This is a genomic window from Streptomyces sp. NPDC001380 (genome assembly GCF_042895785.1).
GTDB lineage: Bacteria > Actinomycetota > Actinomycetes > Streptomycetales > Streptomycetaceae > Peterkaempfera.
Genome location: NZ_JBIAWP010000001.1, coordinates 246,493 through 265,624, shown reverse-complemented (window position 1 = coordinate 265,624; position 19,132 = coordinate 246,493). Strand labels below are relative to the sequence as shown.

The following is a 19,132-nucleotide window of genomic DNA, read 5'->3' as shown; positions in this document are numbered from 1 at the left end:
TCGCGCCGGGCCCGTTCCCGCCGGTCGTGCTCACGCCGCCCCCGCCCCTCGGCCCGCCGGTGCGGCCGCCGCCGGGCCGGTCCGGCGCAGGTGGGCGAGGCCGCGCGCGTCGCCGGGACCGGTGAAGAGCGCCCGGGCCCGGGCGGCGGCCGCGTCGGCACCGATGCGGTCGCCCGCCTCCTCCGCGAGCCGCGCCAGCACGACCGCCACCCACCCGGCGGCGCACCGCGACCCGGCGACGTGCTCCAGCTCCTGGGCGCGGACGAGCAGGGCCCGCGCAGCGGCGGTGTCGCCGGCCGCCCGGGCGACGAGCCCGAGGTGGAGCAGGCTGTTCGCCCGCCCCGGGACGTCGTCGGCCTCCTCGAACCCGGCGAGCGCCCGGCCGACCGCCGCCCGCGCGCCGTCGAGGTCGCCGGCGGACAGCGCCAGCAGGCCGAGGCAGCCGAGGGTGATCCCGACCTCGCGGCGGTCGCCGAGGCGCCGCCTGACCGCCAGGCTCGCCTCCAGGTGCCGCCGCGCGGCGGCGCGGTCCCCGCGGGCACGGCAGATGTTGCCGAGGGCGTTGAGGGCCAGCGACTCCCCGCGGGGGTCCCCGAGATCCCGGAAGCACGCGGCGCTCCGCTCCGCCGCCGCGGCGGCCCCGTCCGTGTCGCCGTCGAGCCGGGCGGCCCACGCCAGGTTGGCCAGCGCGTACCCGCGGGCCTGCGCCGCGCCCACCAGCCGCCCGGCCAGCACGGTCTCCTCGAAGTACACCGACACGCGGCCCCCGGCGTCCTCCTCCACGACGTAGCCGGGCGTCATGACGGGGAGGAACGGCCCGGTGGCGCCGCCGAGGTCCGCCAGCAGGTCCAGGCTCCCGGCGAACGCGGCCCGGGCGGCCGCGCCGTCGCCGAGGGAGGCGGCGCGGATCCCCCGCTGGTACGCGGCGGCCGCCAGGACGGCGGGCACGCGGGCGGTGGGCGCGCCGCGGGCGAGCGCGCACGCCTCGTCGAGCGCCCGGTCCGCCGCGTCCCAGGCGCCGCACATCCACAGCAGGACCGACTGCCGGTGGAGGGCGTAGGCCAGCGCGGCCCGGTCCCGGCCCGCCCGGTGGACCGCCACCGCCTCCGCGGCGGCCGACACCGGCCGGGAGCAGTCGCCGAGCCGGATCGCGAGCACGGCCAGGGCGGCGAGGGCCCGCGCCCGCAGCGGGGTCGGCTCCGGGGCGGCGGCGAGCGCCGACTCCAGCCGGTGCCGGCCCTCGGCGAAGTAGCCGCGCTCGGTCCAGAACAGCCGCAGGGCGACCGCCAGCCGCAGCGCCGTCTCCGGGTCGCTCCCGAGGGCCGAGCCGAGCGCGGCGCGCAGGTTGTCGTGGTCGGCCTCCAGCTGCACCGGCGTGCCGCCGGGGACCCCGGCCCCCTGCCCGTGCCCGTGCCCGCGTTCCGACCCGGCCCCGGGCTGCGGCTCGGGCTCGTGGGCCTCGGCGAGCACCAGGTAGAAGCGGCGGTGCCGCCGTTCGGTCCCCGCCTGCTCCCCGGCCTCGCGCAGCCGCTCCCGCGCGTACTGGCGGATCGTCTCCAGCAGCCGGTAGCGCGCCTCGCCGCCGTGGCGCTCCACGAGGACGAGCGACTTGTCGACAAGGCGGCCGAGGGTGCCCAGCACGCCGTCCGGGTCGCCGTCCGGGTCGCCGCCCTCGCCGCACACCTCCTCGACGGCGGCCAGGGAGAAGCTCCCGGCGAAGACCGCCAGCCGCCGCAGCAGCCGCCGCTCCCCGGGGTCGAGCAGCCGGTGGCTCCACTCCAGGGTCGCCAGCAGGGTCCGCTGCCGCGTCACCGCACGCCTGCCGCCCTGCCCGAGGAGGGTGAGCGCGTCGTCGAGCCGGTCGGCGACCTGCCGCGGCTCCAGGACGCGCACCTGCGCGGCCGCCAGCTCCAGGGCCAGGGGCATCCCGTCCAGCCGGAAGCAGATCTGCGCCACGGCCGCCGCGTTGCCGGGGCCGAGCCGGAAGCCGGGGGCCACCTCCGCCGCCCGCTCCGTGAACAGCCGCACCGACGCGAAGCGGCCGAGCGCGGCCGGGGCCGGCAGCCGGCGCGGGTCCGGCAGTCCGAGCGAGGGCACCCGCCAGGTGCGCTCGCCGTAGGCCCGCAGCGGCTCCCGGCCGGTCGCGAGCACGGTGACCCCCGGGCAGCGGGCCAGGACCTCCGCGACGAGGGCGGCGCACGCGTCGACCAGGTGCTCGCAGTTGTCGAGCACGAGCAGCAGCTCCCGCCCGGCCAGCCGGGCGGCCAGCGCCGCCGCCGTCCCGCCGGACCGCGGCAGGCGGACGCCGAGCACCTCGGCGACCGCGTCCGGGACGAGTCCGGGCTCCGTGAACGCGGCGAGGTCGACGAACCACACCCCGTCGCGGACGGCGCCGGTGCGGCGGGCCGCGACGGCCAGGGCCAGCCGGGTCTTGCCGCAGCCGCCCGGCCCGGTGAGGGTCACCAGCCGGCTCCGGGCCAGCAGCTCCTCCACCTCGGCGGTCTCGCGCTCCCGGCCGACGAAGCTGGTCGTCTGCGCGGGCAGGTTGTGCCGGGGCGCGGGGCCGGGCCCGGGCCCGCGCCCCCCGTCCCCGTCCTCGCTCCCGTCCCCGTTTCGGTTCCCGTCCCCGATCGCGTTCCCGTCCCCCTCCCCGCTCCCGTCCTCGACCGAGCCCGCCAGCAGGGTGCGGTACAGCCGCCGGGTCTGCGGGTCCGGGTCGGACCAGGTGCCGCTGCGGAGCGCGTCGCGCAGCCGCTCGTACACCGCCAGCGCCTCGCGCCGCCGCCCCGCGGCCGCGAGGGTCCGCATCAGGGCCCGGCGGACCGGCTCGTCGAACCCGTCCTCGGCGGCCAGGGCCTCCAGGACCTCGACCGCCTCGGCGGGGCGGCCCTCCCGCTCCAGCGCCCCGGCGAGGCCGGCCCGCAGCCGGGTGCGCCGCACGTCCGCGGCGTCGCGCGCCTCCTGCGTCCACGGCTCGTAGGCGTCCTCGGGGAGCAGCTCGCCCCCGGCCAGGTCGAGCGCGGCGCGGTACTCCGCCGACCCGCCGCCCGCGGACGCGCGCCGGGCCGCCTCCTCCAGGTCGTCGAGGTCGACCCGGACGCCGCCCTCCGGGCCGAGGACCACCGTGTCGTCGCGCAGGACGACCACGTCCCCGGGGGCCCCGGCCGCGGTCAGGGCGCGCCGGGCGGCGTGGAGCACCTGGTGCAGGTTGTTCGCGGCGGCCGCGGGGTCCAGGTCGGGCCAGAGCAGGTCGTAGACCCGGTCCCGGTGCAGCCGGTGGCCCGGGGCCAGGGCCAGCAGCTTCAGCAGGGTCCTGGCCTTGCGCAGCCGCCACTCCCCGGCGGCGACGGGGCGGTCCCCGACCACCGCACGGAAGCCGCCGAACAGGCTGATGCGGACGTTGTCGGACATATCTGCCCCCACTGCACCCTACCGGCGGCCCGGAGCCCCGTCCACGGCACGCGGGTCCCGGCGCCCGTCCCCGGTGCGCCCCGGCCCGGGGGCGGGCGCCGGGAGCGGGCGCCGGGCCGGGTCAGGTGAGCGGCGGGTCGAGCAGCCGCACGGTGCCCCGGTCCGCGTCCAGGCGGGCCCGCACCCCGATCGGGAAGGTCCGCATCGGCACCCCGTGGCCGACGTCGGCCCCGGCCAGGACGGGCACCCCGAGGTCCCCGAGGCGGTCGCGGAGCAGCTCCTCCACCTCCTCCGGGGCGCCGCAGCGGGTGAAGGTCCCGCAGACGATCCCGGCCACGCCGTCGAGGTACCCCGAGCGGCGCAGCTGGGTGAGGATGCGGTCCAGCCGGTAGACCTCCTCGTCCACGTCCTCCAGCAGGAGGACCGCGCCCCGCGCGGGCCGGGAGGTCGCCGACCCGAGCGAGGAGGCCAGCAGGGTGGCGGTGCCGCCCGCGGTGACGCCCTCCGCCGTGCCGGGCACCAGGGCCCGGGCGCGGGGGAAGGCCAGCTCCCGCACCGAGGCCGGGTCGGTGAGCAGCCGCGCCAGGTGCCCGAAGGCCGGGCTGTCCGGGTGGAAGCCGTCGCAGGCGGGCATGGGCGCGAACAGCGACGCCCAGCCGAGTCTCACCGCGACGGCCTCCAGCAGCGCGGTGACGTCGGAGTACCCGATGACCGCGCGCGGGGCCGGGGCGCCGACGCGGTCCCAGTCGACCAGCTCCAGGGTGCGCTGGGCGCCGTACCCGCCGCAGGCGAGCAGGACGGCCCGGTAGGACGGGTCGGTCAGCGCCCGGGTGAGGTCGGCGGCCCGCAGCGCGTCGGAGCCCGCGAGGTACGCGCCGCCCGCCCGGGCGGAGGGCAGGACGTCGGGCTCCAGGCCGAGGCCGCGCAGGGCGGCCAGCCCCCGGTCGAGGGCGGCCTGGTCGGGCGGCCCGCTGGCGGCGGCGACGGCGACGCGGTCGCCGGGGCGCAGCGCCGGGGGCCGCAGCAGGGACTCAGCCACGGCCGTCCTCCGCCCCGGGTGCCTGCGCCGCGCCCCCCGGCGCGCCGGCCGCCGCCGCCCCGCCCGCCGGCGTGTCCGCCCCCGCGTCCACCAGGTGGCAGGCGGCCTGCCGCCCGGCGCCCGGGTCCGCCGTGAGCACCGGCAGCTCCCGCACCGTGCACCCGGCGGCCTCCCGGCCCGGTCCGTCCAGCGCCGCCCACGCGGGGCAGCGGGGGTGGAAGCGGCAGCCCGCGGGGACCGCGGTCGGGTCGGGCGCCTCGCCGGTGAGGACGGTGGGCCGCCGGCCGCGGTCCGGCCCGGGCAGCACGGAGAGCAGCGCCCTGGTGTAGGGGTGCACCGGTCGCAGCAGCACGTCCTCGACGGTGCCGACCTCGACGATCCGGCCGAGGTACATCACCGCCACCCGGTCGGCGATGTTCCAGGCCAGGCCGAGGTCGTGGCTGACGACCAGCGCGGAGAGCCCCAGCTCGTCGCGGAGCCGCAGGACCAACTGCAGGATCTCGCCGCGCACCGAGGCGTCGAGGGAGGCCACCGGCTCGTCGGCGACGACGACGGCCGGGTCCAGGGCGAGCGCCCCGGCGATCACCACGCGCTGCTGCTGGCCGCCGGAGAGCTGGTGCGGGTAGCGGGCGAGGAAGTCCTCCGGGGGGCGCAGCCCGGCCCGGGAGAGCGCCGAGCGCACCCGCTCCTCCAGCCCCTCCTTCAGCCCGTGCAGGCGGGGGCCCTCGGCGACCGCGTCGAACACGGTCTGCCGGGGGTTGAGGGCGCCGCCCGGGTCCTGGAGGACCAGCTGGGTGTGGCGGCGGTACGCCTTGAGGGCGGAGCCGGTGTACCGCAGGGGCGTGCCCCGGTACAGCACCTCGCCGGAGGTGGGCCGGGTCAGGCCCACCAGGGCGCGGGCCAGGGTGCTCTTGCCGCAGCCCGACTCGCCGATCAGGGCCAGGATCTCGCCCTGCTCCAGCCGCAGGTCGACGCCGTCCACCGCCCGGGCGGGGCCGCGGCCGCCGCGCGGCGGGTGCACGACCGTCAGGCCGCGGACCTCCAGGGCCGCCGGTGCGGCCTCCGCCGGGCCGGCGGAGGCCGTCGGCCCGGCGGCGGATGCGGGTGCCGATGCGCTCATGACTGTCCTCCTGCTGACGTCCCGGCGGCCGGCTGCGGCGCGGCCTGCTCCCCGGCCTGCTCTCCGGCCTGCTCTCCGGTCCGCTCCCCGGCCGCGTCCGCGCCGCCGGGCTCGGCCGCCACCGCGTCCGCGCCGTCCGCGGGCCGTTCCGGCCCGGCGGGCCGCAGCGCCCCGTCCGGCAGCACCCGCAGGCAGGCCGCGTGCCGTCCCGGTCCGGCGGGCCACAGCTCCACCGCGCCGGTGCGGCAGTCCGCGTCCGCCTCCGGGCACCGCGGCGCGAAGGCGCAGCCCGCGCCCAGCTGCGCCTGGTTGGGCGGGTCGCCGGGCAGCCCCGAGGGGGCGCGGCGGGAGGCCGGGTCCCCGATCACGGGGAACGCCCCGGCCAGCGCCCGGGTGTAGGGGTGCCGGGGGTCGGTGAGCAGCTGCGCCGACGGCCCGGTCTCGACGAGCTGTCCGGCGTACATCACCGCGAGCCGGTCGCACATCTGCGCCAGCACCGACAGGTCGTGGCTGATCATCAGGACGGCGATCCGCTCCTCCTTCACCAGGTCGGCGAGGAGCTGCAGGATCTGCGCCTGGACCATGACGTCCAGGGCCGTGGTGGGCTCGTCCGCGATGATCAGGTCGGGGCGGCAGGCCAGCGCCATCGCGATCATGATCCGCTGCCGCTGGCCGCCGGAGAACTCGTGCGGGTAGCCGTCGAGCCGCCGCACGGGCACGCCGACGCTCTCCAGGAGCTCCCCGGCCCGGCGGCGGGCCTCGCGCCGGGTCGCCCCCTCGTGCAGCACGATCGGCTCGCAGATCTGGTCGCCGACGGTGCGGACCGGGTTGAGCGCGCTGAGCGCGCCCTGGAAGACGACCGACGCGCCGGCCCAGCGGACCGCCCGCACCCGGCTCCACTTCGCGGTGAGCAGGTCCTCGCCCTCCCACCGCACCTGCCCCTCCACGCGGGTGCCGGCGGGCAGCAGCCGCAGCAGGCTCAGCGCGAGGGTCGACTTGCCCGAGCCGGACTCGCCGGCCAGGCCGAGCGTCTCGCCGCGGTCGAGCGTGAGGTCCACGCCGCGCACGGCGGGCACCTCGCGGCCGCCGCTGCGGTAGGAGACGCCGAGGCCGCGCACCTCCAGCAGGGTCATGACGCCCCTCCCGTCCGGGGGTTGAGCAGGTGTTCCACGGTGCGCCCGGTGAGGGTGAAGCCCAGCACCACGAGCAGGATGGCCGTGCCGGGCGCCATCAGGTACCACCACGCGCCGTAGGTGACCGCGCCCTGGGAGAGGGCCGCGCTGAGCATGGAGCCCCAGGTGACGTCGGTGGGGTCGCCGAGGCCGAGGAAGGTCAGGGTCGCCTCGGACAGGATCGCCGAGGCCACGGTGAGCGTCGCTGAGACCAGGATGATCGGCGTGACGTTCGGCAGGATGTGACGGAACATCACCTGGGCCTCGCCCGCGCCCAGGGCCCGCGCCCGCTCGACGAACGGCCGCGCCCCGACCGCGATGGTCTGGGCCCGCACCAGGCGGGCGGTGGCGCTCCACGAGGTGACCGCGATCGCGATCGTGATCGACACCGGGCCCTGCCCGATCACCGCCGCCAGCGAGATCGCCAGCGGCAGGCTCGGCAGCGCGATGAACCAGTCGGTGACGTGCATCAGCGCCCGGCCGAGCCGCCCGCCGTAGTGCCCGGCGACCAGGCCGACCGCGCTGCCCAGCAGCACGGTGAGCACGGTCGCCACGCAGCCGACGGCCAGCGAGGACCGGGCGCCCCAGACGGTGAGCAGCAGCACGGACCGCCCCGCGTGGTCGGTGCCCAGCGGGTACGCGCCGCTCGGCGGGGCCAGCAGCGGCCCGTCGACGCGGGTGACGTCCAGTTGGCCGTCGCCGATGTACAGGGGCGCGGTCAGCGCCAGGAGGGCGGCCAGCACCAGGATGCCCAGGCCCGCGGCGCCGGCGCGCCGGGCCAGGTAGGCGCGGGCGAAGCGGCGCAGCGCGGCGGCGCGCGGCGGCCGGTACACGGGGGCGGGGCCCGGGGCGCCGTCCGCCCGGAGGCCGTCCGCCGGGAGGCCGTCCGCCGGGGCGCCGTCCGCCGGGAGGCCGTCCGCCGGGGCGCCGTCGGCCCGGGTGCCGGGGGCCGTCACTGGGCACGCACCCGGGGGTCGAGGAAGCGGTACACCACGTCCGCCAGCAGGTTCATGAGGATCACCGAGGCACTGAAGACGATGAAGGTGCCCTGCAGCAGCGGCAGGTCCGGGACCTGCAGGGCCTGGTAGGTGAGGAAGCCGAGGCCGGGCCAGGAGTAGACGGTCTCCACCGTGATGGCGCCGCCCACGACCGTCCCGAGCTGCAGGAAGATCACGGTGACCGACGGCAGCAGCGCGTTGGGCGCCGCGTGGCGGTTGCGGACCTGGCTGTCCATCAGCCCCTTGGCGCGGGCGGTCAGCAGGTAGGGGTTGCCCAGCTCGTCGATGACGGACGAGCGCATGACGGTCACGTACTGGGCGAAGACGACCAGCACCATCGTCAGGCAGGGCAGCACCAGGTGGTGCGCCACGTCCAGGACGTGGCCGAAGCCGCCGGGGCTGTAGGCGTCGCTCATGCCGCCGGCCGGGAAGAGGCTGGGGATCGGCCCCAGGCCGGTGCTGAGGACGACCAGCAGGATCATGGCCAGCCAGAACGTGGGGACCGACCAGAGCGTCAGCGAGATCCCCGAGGTCAGCCGGTCGAACCGGCTGCCGTGCCGCCAGCCGCTGTGCACGCCCAGCCACAGGCCGAGCACGACGGAGAGCAGCGTCGCGGTGCCGGTCAGCAGCAGGGTCGGCCACAGCCGCTCGCCGATCAGGGAGGCCACCGGCTGCTGGAACTGCCAGGAGTCGCCGAGCCTCCCCTGGAGGGTGTCGCCGACGAAGGAGAGGAACCGGTGCCACACCGGCTGGTCCAGGCCCAACTGGTGGCGCAGGTGCTCCATCTGGGCGGCACTGGTGGGGCGGCCCCGGGTCAGCGACTGCACCGGGTTGGCCGGCATCAGGCTGAACAGCACGAAGCCGATGACCAGGGTCACGGCGAAGCTGACCAGCGCGGCCGCCACCTTGGAGGCGAGGTAGCGCAGGAACGGTGCGGGGGGCCGCCCCGGGCGGGAGGAGCCGGCCGGCTCCTCCCGCTCCGGGAGGGCGACCGCGTCGAGCAGGTCGCTCACGGGGTCACTCCCGGTCGTCCGAGGCGGAGCGGCGCCGCATCGCGAGGACGGCCACGCCGGCCGCCACGAGCACGGCCACCAGGCCGCCGCCGATCAGCGCCGCGTTGCTGCCGGAGCCGTCCTTCGCGCCCTTCGCGGGCGGGGCGGCGGTGATGTAGTTCCAGAAGGTGGTCTGCGACGGGTACAGCCCCGCCGCGTCCGCCTTGCCCGTCACCAGGTTCTGCACGGTGTCGGTGCGCACGGCGTCCAGGCCGTTCGCGTAGAACAGCATGATGTCGCTGTTCGCCTTGTAGAGGATGTCCTGCATCTTCCCGATGACCTGCGCCCGCTCGCCCTGGTCGAAGGTCGTGACCTGCTGCTCGAACAGCTTGTCGTACTCCGGGTCGCAGAAGAAGGCGTCGGTGCTGCCGCCGTTGCCCTGGTCGTCGGGGAGCGCGTCGCAGGTCTGGATGCCCAGCAGGTACGTCGGGTCGGGGCCGGTGCTCCAGCTGTCCATGAGCATGTCCCAGTCGCCCTTGGCCAGGTCGTCGTTGAGCTTGCTCATCGACAGCGCCTGGATGTCGACCTTGACGCCGATGTCCTTCAGCCACCCCGCCAGGTAGGCGCTCGCCTGGGTGTCGCGCGGCCGGTCGGAGTGGATGCCCAGGCGCAGCACCAGCGGCCTGCCGGTCTTCGGGTCGGTCCGCACGCCGTCCCCGCCGCGCTTGTACCCGGCGTCGTCCAGCAGCTTGTTCGCCTTCGCCGGGTCGTGCTCGGCCTTGCCCCCGGCCGGGCTCCACGCCCACTGCGGCCAGGCGGGCGGCAGGTAGCCGGCGCCCGGCTTGCCGAGGCCGTCGATGACCTTGGCGACCAGGGTGTCCCGGTCGACCGCCAGGGCGATGGCGCTGCGCACGGCCGTGTCGCCCAGCGCCGGGCTGCCGGTGCCGAGCTTCTTCCCGGACTTCGTCCGGGCGCCCGCGTTGAGCTCGACGCCGAACCAGCGGTTGCCGACCTCCTGGAAGGCCTTGACGTCCTTGTCGCCCTTCAGGGCCTTGTACTGGGCGGCCTCGATGTTGTTGACGTAGTCGAGCTGGCCGCTGCGCAGGGCGGCGACCGCCGCGTCCGGGCTCTTGAAGCTCTGCTCGACCAGCCGGTCGAACTTCGGCGCGCCGAGCACGAAGTCCTTGTTGGCGGTGAACTTCGCGTACTGCTCGGTCCTGAAGTCGGTGAGCGTCCACGGCCCGTACCCGACCAGCGGGAAGGTGTCGTTCTTGAAGGACTTGAGGTCGCCGGTGTGCTGCTCCCACACGTGCTTGGGCACGATCGGGATGCCGCTGACCGGTATGGAGACGTAGGGGACGTTCGACTGCGGCTTCTTGGTCCTGATCACCAGCGTGGTGGCGTCCGGGGCGGTGACCTTCTCGAAGTTGGCGACGAGCGAGCCGTTGGCGGTGGCCGCCGTCTCGTCCGTCATGATCAGGTTGAGCGTCCAGGAGGCGTCCTCGGCCGTGATCGGCTTGCCGTCGCTCCACTTCAGGCCGCTGCGGAGGGTGTACGTCCAGGTGAGCTTGTCGTCCGACGGCTTCCAGGAGGTCGCCAGGTACGGGCCCGGGGTGCCGTCGGGCTGCAGCGAGTTCAGCGTCGGGTAGACCGAGCCGAAGATGTCCAGCGCGCCGTTGAAGTAGGCGAGGAACGGGTTGAGGGTGTCCACCCCGGAGAAGGACATCGCGGCGCGCAGCGTCGTCGGCTGGTCGGCGGCGGCCGCCGCGGGCGCCCCGGCGACACCGGCGGAGCCCGCGAGGGCGAGCGCGGCGAGGGCGGCGGCGGCGCGGGAGGCCCGGTTGCGGGTCCGGGCGGTGCCCGGTCTGGCGGAGGGGGTGCTGCGGTCGGCGTCGGTCGTCACGGAGGCTGCTCCTCGTGTCTCGGGGAAGGGTGCCGCAGGGAAGGGGTCTCGCAGGGGTGTCGCAGGGAGGGGCTGTCGCAGGGAAGGGGTCTCGGGGCGGAAGGGGGGCCGCAGGCGGAGGGGCCCGCCGGCGGGGAGGGGGTCAGGCGGGGTCGCGCGGGTCGGTCCGCAGGTAGCGGTCGAGGACCGCCGCGCCGAAGGAGAGGCTCGCGAGCGGCACGTGCTCGTCGACGCCGTGGACGTAGTCCCACACCGGGAAGCCCGGCGGGGTGCTGCCCGGCGCGAAGCCGTAGCAGGCGATGCCGAGCCGGGCGAACGCCTTGGCGTCGGTGCCGCCCGACATGCAGTACGGCAGGACCAGCGCCTCGGGGTCGGCGGCGCGCAGCGCCCGCGCCATCGCCGCGAACTCCGGGGAGCGGTGGTCGGCCGAGACGGGCGCGGTGAAGCTCGCGAAGGAGCGGTCCACGCCCTCCTCGCGCAGCACCGCGTCGACCGCGGCGAAGAAGGCGTCCTCGGCGCCGGGCAGGATGCGCCCGTCCACGCCCGCCGTCGCCTCGCCCGGGACGACGTTGTGCTTGTAGCCGGCCTGCAGCATCGTCGGGTTGAGGGTGTTGGACAGGGTCGCCTCCACCAGGGAGGCCGCCTCGCCGAGCGCGCCGAGGAACGCCGGGTCGGCGGGGTCGGCCGCGAGGCCCAGCCGCTCGCCCAGGCCCTCCAGGAGCGCGGTGACCACCGGCGTCGGGTGCACGGGCCAGTCGAGCGAGGAGAGCCGGTGGACCGCCCGGACCAGCCGGGCCACCGCGTTGTCGGGGTTGGCGCGCGAGCCGTGCCCGGCCGTGCCGCGGGCGGTCAGCGTCATCCAGGCGCTGCCCCGCTCGCCCGCCGCGACCGGGTACAGCCGGCCGCCGTCCGGCAGGTGCACCGTGAAGCCGCCGGACTCGCCGATCGCGGTGGCGACGCCCTCGAACAGCTCCGGGTGCTCCTCCACGAGGAAGCCCGCCCCGTACGCGCCGGTGTCCTCCTCGTCGGCGACGAACGCGAGGACGACGTCGCGCGGCGGCCGGTACCCGTCACGGGCGAAGCCCCGGGCGACGGCCAGCATCATCGCGTCCATGTCCTTCATGTCCAGGGCGCCGCGGCCCCAGACCGCGCCGTCGCGCACCTCGCCCGCGAACGGGTCGAAGGACCAGTCGGCGGCCTGCGCGGGCACCACGTCCAGGTGGCCGTGGACCAGCAGGGCGGGGGCGGCCGGGTCGGTGCCGGGGATGCGGACCACGGTGCTGGCCCGGCCCGGCGCCGACTCCAGGACGACGGGGGCGAGGCCGGCCTCCGCCAGGGTCTCCGCCACCCACTCGGCCGCCGCGCGCTCCCCGCGCGAGTCGCCGCCGCCGAAGTTGGTGGTGTCGAACCGGATGAGGCGCGAGCAGAGCTCCGCCGCGTCCTCGCCGAGCAGGTCGGCGGCCTCCCGGGGCGTCTCCCGGGGCGTCTCCTGCGGTGCGGTGCCGGTGCTCATCGGCCCTCCTCCTCCGTGTCCCTGCCGCCGTCGCCGGCAGCCCCGTCGCCGGCCCGGTCGCCAGCGGCAGCGCCGTCACCTGCCGCGGAGCCGCCGTGCGCCGGGCCGCCGTGCGGCGGGCCGTCCGGTCCGTGACGGGCCGCCAGCGCCCGGTGCGCCTCGGCCCGGCGGCGCTCGCGGCGGGACGCGCCCTTGGCCCCGGCAGCGGCGAGCACCGACAGCAGGTGCCCCACCGCGGTGACCGCGGCCGGCGAGGGCAGCGGCTCCCCGTCGGGGCCCGCCACCGCCAGCACGTGCGCCGCGTACTCGGCCAGCGGGCCGTCCGGGTCGTCGGTCACCGCGACCACGGTCGCGCCCAGTGCGTGGAACTCCCGGGCCGCCCGCACCGCCAGGTCGCCGTGCGGACGCAGCGCGAAGACCACCAGCACGTCGCGGACGTGCGCGTCGCACAGGGCGTCGGCGGCCGGTCCCGCGCCGGGCTGCACCAGCGTCACGTCCCGCAGCGACGCGGCCAGGGCGTCCGCGAACAGCACGGCGTGGCCGAAGCACCCCAGGTCGCCCAGGACCCAGCGCCGCCGGCCCGCCAGGACCGCCTCCGCGGCCAGCTCCAGCGCGCCGCCCGACTGCAGCGCGTCCAGGACGGCGCCCAGGTTCTCCCGCTCCCTGGCCACGGCGCGGCGCAGTCCGGTGCGCCCGGTCCCCGCGCCCTCCCGTTCGGTGAAGCGCAGGTCCGGGGCGGCCAGCCGGAGGCCGGTCTCCTGCCGGGAGCGCAGCCGCAGGTCGTCGGTGTCCGTGAACCCCGCCGTGGCCAGCAGCCGCTCCAGGTCCGCCGCCGTCGCCGACGCGCTGCGCAGCAGCCGGGCGGGGCGCTCCTCCAGCGACGCGGGGTAGTCCGCCGCGATGGCGGCGAACAGGCGCGCGCCGGCCTGGCCGCAGACGCCGGCGGCGTCCCGTAGGTGGGTCAGGACGGGGGTGGGGGCGAGTGGGGGCCGCATGGCGGTGCCCTTCGGTCGGATCGGCACGGGGCTGCAGGGGTGGCGTGTACCGTCAGTTAACGGCTCCGGCGGATTGCTTGATCTAAAAGTTGGGCGAGTATTACTGTCGGCATATGACCTCGTCAAGGGATCACCAGCTCCCGCCCACTTCCGAGGACGACGGGCCGTCACCCTCCGCACCGCGGTCCTCCGACGGACCGTCGACCGGCGGCACCCACGCGGTCGACGCGCCGTCACCCCTCCTTCCGGAGCGCACCGCTCCGGGGCCCGGCCCCGATCCCGTCGAGCCCGGCCCCGCCGGTCCCGCCGCCGAGCTGCCCGTGCCGGCCGCCGACCGCGCCGCCGCCGAGGCGGGGCGCGCGGTCGCCCGGATCCGGCGGGGCGCCGGGCTCACCCTGAGCGCGGTCGCGGCCGCCTCCGGCCTGTCCACCGCGTACATCTCGCAGATCGAGTCCGGCACGGCCAACCCCACCGTCCGCACCCTCGCCCAGGTCGCCGAGGCCCTCGGCGCCTCCCTGGGCGACCTGTTCGCCCCGGGCGCCGAGGAGCGGCCCGGACCGGGCTTCGCCCCCCGCTTCGCCGCCGTCCCGCCCCTGGCCCGCACCCCCGGCCACCGGGCGGTCTGGGACCTCACCGCGCACGGCTCCGAGGCCCTGTCCCTGCGGCTCGTCCACGCCGACCCCGGCGACCACGGCGAGCCCGTCCGGCACGCGGGGGAGGAGGCGGTCGTCGTGGTCGCCGGCCGCTGCCGGCTGCACGTCGGCGACACCGCGCGGACCCTCGGACCCGGCGACGCCTGCCACTTCGACGCGGGGGCCGAGCACCGCGTCACCGACGCCACCGACGACCTGCTGCTGCTGGCCGTCCTCACCGGGAAGCAGGAACCATGACCCCGACGGGCACCGCCCCGCCGCCCCCCGCCCCAGCCGGGGCCCCCGCCGCACCCCACGCCTCCGAGGGCCACGAGGCCCCCGACGCCCCCGAGGCCCCCCACGCCCCCGAGGCCCCCCACGCCCCCGGGGCCCCCCACGCCGGCCCGGACGCCGCCGGCGCCGCCCTCGCCGAGGCCGCCGGCCCCGACCGCGCCCCCGAGGTCTGGCCGCTCACCGCCCGCACCGTGGACGGCGTCCTCCACGTCGGCGGCGTCGCCCTGCCCGACCTCGCCGCCGCCTGCGGCACCCCCCTCTACGTCGTCGACGAGGCGGACTTCCGCGCCCGCGCCCGCGAGTGGCGCGCCTGCGGCGCCGACCGCGTGCACTACGCCTCCAAGGCCTTCCTCTGCGCCGAGGCGGTCCGCTGGGTCGACTCCGAGGGCCTGCACCTGGACGTGTGCAGCGGCGGCGAGCTGCGCCTCGCCCTGGACGCGGGCTTCGACCCGGCGCGCATCGTGCTGCACGGCAACAACAAGGCGCCCGAGGAGCTCCGGGCCGCGGTCGCCGCCGGCGTCGGCACGGTCGTCGTCGACTGCCTGGAGGAGATCGACCGGCTCGCCGCCCTCGCCCGGGCCGCCGGCCGCATGCAGGACGTCCACGTCCGCATCGCGCCCGGCGTCACCGCCGCCACCCACGCCTACATGGCCACCGGCGGCGACGACGTCAAGTTCGGCTTCCCCGTCACCGGCGGCCGCGCCGAGCGGGCCGTCCTCGCCGTCGCCGCCGCCGGGTCGCTGCGGCCGGCCGGCCTCCACGCCCACCTCGGCTCGCAGCTCCTCGACGCCGCCGGACTGCGCCTGTCCGCCCGCCGTGTCGCCGCGTTCGCCCGCACCCTCGCCGAGCGCCACGGCGTCCGCGTGCGGGAGCTGGACCTCGGCGGCGGCGCGGGCATCGCCTACCTCCCCGGCGAACGCCGCCTGCCCGCCGCCGAGTTCGCCGCCGCGCTCCGGTCCGGGATCGCCGACGTCCTCGACCCGGCCGGGACGGCCCTGGCCGTCGAGCCGGGCCGGTCGCTCATCGGCACCGCCGGGGTCACCCTGTACCGGGTCGGCGCCGTCAAGGACGGTGTCCGGCGCCGCTTCGTCTCCGTGGACGGCGGCATGAGCGACGCCCTGCGCCCCGCGCTGTACCAGGCCCGGTACACCGCCTGGAGCGCCGGGCGGAGCCTGCAGGGCCCGCCGGTGCACAGCGTCGTCGTCGGCCGCCACTGCGAGAGCGGCGACGTGGTGGTGCCCGACATCGCCCTCCCCGCCGACCTCGCCGCCGGCGACCTGATGGCGGTGCCCGCCACCGGCGCGTACCACCACGTCATGGCCAGCAACTACAACTTCCAGCCCCGCCCCGCCGTGGTCTCCGTCCGCGACGGTCGGGCCCGCCTGATGGTCCGCCGGGAGACCCCCGAGGACCTGGCGCGGCGCGACGCGGGCGGCGCGGAGATCGACCTGGAGAGGGCGGCACGATGAGCAGCGAGCAGCACGACGGCGGCGCACGGGGTTCCGCCGCACAGGGTCCGGCCGCACAGGGTCCGGCCGCGCAGGACCCCGCCCCGCGGGGCGGCGCCCGGCCCTCACCGGTCACCGCCGCGCACGTGGCCGCCGGCTCCGGCAGCAGCAGCTGGCCGTCCGGCGCGGGCGAGGAGGCGTGGTGGTGCGCCTCCGACCCGAGCACCGCCACCGTCCGCCTGCGCCGCGCCCTGCCCGGCGGCGCCGCGCAGGACGTCCTCGGCGGCACCTGGTCCGTGCGCAACCGCTCCCTCGGCTACGGCGGCCGCCCCTACCTCGTCGCCCCCGATCCGGACGCCGGCCACCTCCTGGTCTTCACCCACCACGGCGACCAGCGCCTGTACCGCACCCGCGTCCCGGCCCTGCGCCCCGGCGGGCCGGCGGAGGCGGCGGGCGAGCCGGTCCCCCTCACCCCGCCCGACGAGGACGGCACCGAGACCTGCTACGCCGACCCGGTCGCCGCCCCCGGCGGCGGGGAGGTCTGGTGCGTCCGCGAGACCACCCGCGCCGCCACCGGCCCCGACGACGCCGACCCGGCGCCCCGCACCGCCCGCGCGATCGTCGCGGTGCCGCTCGACGGCTCCGCCGCCCACGACCCCGCCCGGGTGCGGGTGGTGGCCCGCTCCCACCACTTCCTCTCCGGTGTGCGGATCAGCCCCGACGGCACCCGGCTCGCCTGGATCGGCTGGGACCACCCCCGCATGCCCTGGGACGAGACCCGGCTCGTCGTCGCCCGCCTGGAGGACGGCACCGCCGTGGAGCAGGCGGAGGTCCTCGGCGGCCCCGGCGTGTCCGTGCCGCAGGCCGAGTGGCGCGACGCCGGCTCCCTCTACGCGATGGCCGACCCCGACGGCTGGTGGAACCTGCACCGCGTCGACCTGCACCCGGACGGCACGGCGACCGCCGCCTGCGTCCTGCCGATGGAGCGGGAGTGCGCGGACGCCCTCTGGCGCGTCGGCGCCACCTTCTTCGCCGTCACGCCGCGCGGCGTGGTGCTGCGCCACCGCCACGGCGACGAGCAGCTCGCCCTGTGGGAGCCGGGGAGCGGCACCCTCACCGCCCTGGCCGACGGCTGGACCGAGTTCGGCTCCGACCTGTGGGCCCGCGACGGGCACGCCCTGGTCCTGGCCGGCGCCGCCGACCGCTCCACCGCCCTGCTGCGCGTCCCGCTGCCGCCGCCCGGCGGGCCCGTCGAGCCGCCGCTGCGCTGCGTCCCGGCCGAGCCCGACCCCTACGCGGCCGTGCGCCCCGTCGGCGAGCGGCGCACGGCGACGGCCGCCGACGGGCAGCGGGTGCACTACGTGTACTGGGCGCCCACCGGCCCCGACCCGCGCGGCACGGACGCCGGGGAGGGCCAGGCGCCGCCGCTGCTGGTCCACGTGCACGGCGGGCCCACGAGCTCCACCTCGGTCACCCCCGACACCGAGACGGCCTTCTTCACCTCCCGCGGCTTCGCCGTGGCGAGCGTCGACTACGGCGGCTCCACCGGCTACGGGCGCGCCTACCGCGAGCGGCTGCGGCACTCCTGGGGCACGGTGGACGTGCAGGACAGCGTCACCGCCGCCGCCGACCTGGCCCGCCTCGGCCTCGCCGACCCGGCGCGCACGGCGGTCCGCGGCGGTTCGGCGGGCGGCTGGACGGCGCTCGCCTGCCTGTCCTCCACCGACGCCTTCTGCTGCGGCGCCGTCTACTACCCGATCAGCGACCCGGCGCGGTGGTCCGGCGGCGAGACCCACGACTTCGAGTCCCGCTACGTCGAGGGCCTGGTCGGCGAGCTGCCGCGCGACCGGGAGCGGTACGACCGCGTCTCCCCGCTGGGCAACGCCGGCCGCATCACCCGGCCGCTGGTCATGCTCCAGGGCGCGGACGACTTCATCTGCCGCCCCGACCAGGCCGAGCGGATCGTGGCGGCGGTGGCCGCGCGCGGGCTGTGGCACCGGTACCTCGTCTTCGAGGGCGAGGGGCACGGCTTCCGGCGGGCGTCCAGCGTCGCCGCCTCCCTGGAGGCCGAACTGGAGCTGTACGCGCACGCCATGGGCCACGCCGCGGAGGGCCCCCGGGAGCCCGCGGCGGCCGGGGGCGCCGCGGCCGGCTGACCCGCCCCGGCGGCCGGGCCCGCGGGGGCGGGTCCGGCCGCCGCACCCGCGGGCCCGGCCGTCCGCGGGCACGCCGCGGCGGGCGTGCCGGTCCTCCCGGACCCGCACGCCCGCCGCGGCCGGCGCCGTCAGGCGACCAGCGCCAGCCACGTCGGCTTCTGCACGGTGGCGTCGGCGGGCAGCCCCTGCGCGACCTGGTAGGAGACCACCGCGTCCCGGGTCGCCGGTCCGAAGCCGCCGTCCACGGTCAGCGACGCGCCGTGGGCGTCCAGCCCGGTCTGGGCGGCCTTCACGGTGCTGCCCGACGCACCCTCGCCGACCGTCGACACCAGGGCCTGCCAGGTGCGCGGGCCCACCATGCCGTCGGCGGACAGGCCCTGCGCGCTCTGGAAGGAGACGACGGCGGAGCGGGTGCCCGGCCCGAAGTCGCCGTCCACGGTCAGCGACGCGCCGTGCGCGTTGAGCAGGTGCTGCACCATGCTCACCCGGTAGCCCGTCTGCCCCTGCTGCACGGTGGGCCAGGACAGGGCCGGCGGCGCGGCGGGGGTCCCCCCGGTCCCGGCGGCGAAGGCGGCGAGGTCGGCGGCGGTGCCGTTGAAGACGTCCTGGTCGCCGGGGAGGACGCCGGAGTCCGCGTACTGCCAGATCTGCTGGCCCGTCCAGCCGGCCGGCAGCGGCGCGGGGGAGCCGTTGTAGTTGGCGACGAAGAGCGGGTCGGCGGCGGCCGAGGGGGAGTTGCCGGTGCAGGTGGTCCACCAGTCGGTGGTGGTGTACAGGCTCGGCGTGCGGCCGGTCCGGGCCTTCACCTCGTTGCCGAAGTCGGCGATCCAGGCGGTCATCGCGGCCTGGCTGAGGCCGAAGCAGGTCGGCCCGTAGGGGTTGTACTCGATGTCGAGCAGCGGCGGGAGGGTCCTCCCGTCGGCGGTCCAGGTGCCGCCGTGGTCGACGAAGAAGTCCGCCTGCGCCTTGCCGCCGGAGCGGTCCGGCAGGGCGAAGTGGTAGGCGCCGCGGATCAGCCCGGCCGAGGCCGAGCCGTTGTACTGCTGGGAGAAGGTGGGGCTCTGGTACGTGACGCCCTCGGTCGCCTTCACGTACGCGAACGAGGCGCCCTTGGCGGCTGCCGCGGCCCAGTCCACGCTGCCCTCGTAGCTCGCCACGTCCACGCCCAGCGGCCGCGCGCCCGCCGGGGGCGCCGCCGCGGCGAGGCCCGGCGTGGCCGTCGCGGCCGGCGTGCCGGAGGGGGCGGTGGGGGCGGCGGCGCGGTCGTGGGCACGGCCGCGGAGCGTCGAGCCGAGGTGGTCCGCGTCCGGGTGGCTGACCGGAGCGGGCGCCGGCCTGCCCAGCGCTGCGGCGGGGCAGCCCAGTGCGGTGGCGCCGAGCGGCAGGACGGCGGCGGCGAGCACGGCCGCGAACCGCAGGCGCGGCGACGGCGGCAGGGGGTGCGGCATCGGGTGTCCTC

13 protein-coding genes are annotated in these 19,132 nt (G+C 77.7%); 3 read left to right on the top strand and 10 right to left on the bottom strand.

The annotated features are described in order from the left end of the window. Positions 1-30: 30 nt before the first annotated feature. The 9 genes from ACFY07_RS01180 to ACFY07_RS01140 all read right to left on the bottom strand — a co-directional run bounded on the left by ACFY07_RS01180 (position 31) and on the right by ACFY07_RS01140 (position 13,143). Positions 31-3,411 carry a BTAD domain-containing putative transcriptional regulator gene (locus ACFY07_RS01180; protein ID WP_390866801.1) on the bottom strand — a complete coding sequence of 1,127 codons (3,381 nt, stop codon included), beginning with the start codon at positions 3,409-3,411 and terminating at the stop codon, positions 31-33. Between the two features lie 121 nt (positions 3,412-3,532). After that, on the bottom strand, positions 3,533-4,450 hold the full coding sequence (locus ACFY07_RS01175; protein WP_390866800.1) for an LD-carboxypeptidase: 918 nt from the start codon (positions 4,448-4,450) through the stop codon (positions 3,533-3,535). Next, entirely contained in the window at positions 4,443-5,570 is a 1,128-nt protein-coding gene (locus tag ACFY07_RS01170; RefSeq protein ID WP_390866799.1) for an ABC transporter ATP-binding protein, read from the bottom strand. The genes ACFY07_RS01175 and ACFY07_RS01170 overlap by 8 nt, the downstream gene beginning before the upstream one ends. After that, positions 5,567-6,703, bottom strand: a complete 1,137-nt coding sequence (locus tag ACFY07_RS01165) for an ABC transporter ATP-binding protein (protein WP_390866797.1) — start codon at positions 6,701-6,703, stop codon at positions 5,567-5,569. The genes ACFY07_RS01170 and ACFY07_RS01165 overlap by 4 nt, the downstream gene beginning before the upstream one ends. Then, positions 6,700-7,698 carry an ABC transporter permease gene (locus ACFY07_RS01160; RefSeq protein WP_390866796.1) on the bottom strand — a complete coding sequence of 333 codons (999 nt, stop codon included), beginning with the start codon at positions 7,696-7,698 and terminating at the stop codon, positions 6,700-6,702. Before ACFY07_RS01160 ends, ACFY07_RS01165 begins: the two co-directional genes overlap by 4 nt. Next, complete coding sequence (locus ACFY07_RS01155) at positions 7,695-8,753, bottom strand: ABC transporter permease (RefSeq protein ID WP_390866795.1); 1,059 nt, start codon at positions 8,751-8,753, stop codon at positions 7,695-7,697. The genes ACFY07_RS01160 and ACFY07_RS01155 overlap by 4 nt, the downstream gene beginning before the upstream one ends. Before the next feature lie 4 nt (positions 8,754-8,757). Beyond that, positions 8,758-10,635, bottom strand: coding sequence for an ABC transporter substrate-binding protein (locus ACFY07_RS01150; protein WP_390866794.1), 1,878 nt, complete (start codon positions 10,633-10,635; stop codon positions 8,758-8,760). 142 nt (positions 10,636-10,777) lie between these two features. Further along, positions 10,778-12,148, bottom strand: coding sequence for a M20/M25/M40 family metallo-hydrolase (locus ACFY07_RS01145; RefSeq protein ID WP_390866793.1), 1,371 nt, complete (start codon positions 12,146-12,148; stop codon positions 10,778-10,780). Then, the gene (locus ACFY07_RS01140; RefSeq protein WP_390866792.1) at positions 12,145-13,143 is read right to left on the bottom strand and encodes a MurR/RpiR family transcriptional regulator; all 999 of its coding nucleotides are present in this window, start codon (positions 13,141-13,143) and stop codon (positions 12,145-12,147) included. The genes ACFY07_RS01145 and ACFY07_RS01140 overlap by 4 nt, the downstream gene beginning before the upstream one ends. 113 nt (positions 13,144-13,256) lie before the next feature. Between ACFY07_RS01140 and ACFY07_RS01135 the strand changes: the two genes are divergently transcribed. Genes ACFY07_RS01135 through ACFY07_RS01125 form a run of 3 tightly spaced genes read left to right on the top strand, consistent with a single transcriptional unit; the run spans position 13,257 to position 17,673 of the window. After that, a complete protein-coding gene (locus ACFY07_RS01135) occupies positions 13,257-14,033 on the top strand; it encodes a helix-turn-helix domain-containing protein (protein WP_390866791.1) in 777 nt (258 codons plus the stop codon). After that, positions 14,030-15,538, top strand: a complete 1,509-nt coding sequence (gene lysA, locus ACFY07_RS01130; protein WP_390866790.1) for a diaminopimelate decarboxylase — start codon at positions 14,030-14,032, stop codon at positions 15,536-15,538. Before ACFY07_RS01135 ends, lysA begins: the two co-directional genes overlap by 4 nt. Next, complete coding sequence (locus tag ACFY07_RS01125; RefSeq protein WP_390866789.1) at positions 15,535-17,673, top strand: prolyl oligopeptidase family serine peptidase; 2,139 nt, start codon at positions 15,535-15,537, stop codon at positions 17,671-17,673. Before lysA ends, ACFY07_RS01125 begins: the two co-directional genes overlap by 4 nt. A 128-nt stretch (positions 17,674-17,801) precedes the next feature. Here ACFY07_RS01125 and ACFY07_RS01120 read toward each other — a convergent pair whose 3' ends face one another. Further along, on the bottom strand, positions 17,802-19,121 hold the full coding sequence (locus ACFY07_RS01120) for a GH25 family lysozyme (RefSeq protein ID WP_390866787.1): 1,320 nt from the start codon (positions 19,119-19,121) through the stop codon (positions 17,802-17,804). Between the last annotated feature and the right edge of the window lie 11 nt (positions 19,122-19,132).

Coding starts and splice junctions, on each gene's coding strand:
- ACFY07_RS01165 (WP_390866797.1), bottom strand. CDS start 6,703: ATGACCCTGCTGGAGGTGCGCGGCCTCGGCGTCTCCTACCGCAGCGGC.
- ACFY07_RS01180 (WP_390866801.1), bottom strand. CDS start 3,411: ATGTCCGACAACGTCCGCATCAGCCTGTTCGGCGGCTTCCGTGCGGTG.
- ACFY07_RS01135 (WP_390866791.1), top strand. CDS start 13,257: ATGACCTCGTCAAGGGATCACCAGCTCCCGCCCACTTCCGAGGACGAC.
- lysA (WP_390866790.1), top strand. CDS start 14,030: ATGACCCCGACGGGCACCGCCCCGCCGCCCCCCGCCCCAGCCGGGGCC.
- ACFY07_RS01145 (WP_390866793.1), bottom strand. CDS start 12,148: ATGAGCACCGGCACCGCACCGCAGGAGACGCCCCGGGAGACGCCCCGG.
- ACFY07_RS01125 (WP_390866789.1), top strand. CDS start 15,535: ATGAGCAGCGAGCAGCACGACGGCGGCGCACGGGGTTCCGCCGCACAG.
- ACFY07_RS01170 (WP_390866799.1), bottom strand. CDS start 5,570: ATGAGCGCATCGGCACCCGCATCCGCCGCCGGGCCGACGGCCTCCGCC.
- ACFY07_RS01120 (WP_390866787.1), bottom strand. CDS start 19,121: ATGCCGCACCCCCTGCCGCCGTCGCCGCGCCTGCGGTTCGCGGCCGTG.
- ACFY07_RS01140 (WP_390866792.1), bottom strand. CDS start 13,143: ATGCGGCCCCCACTCGCCCCCACCCCCGTCCTGACCCACCTACGGGAC.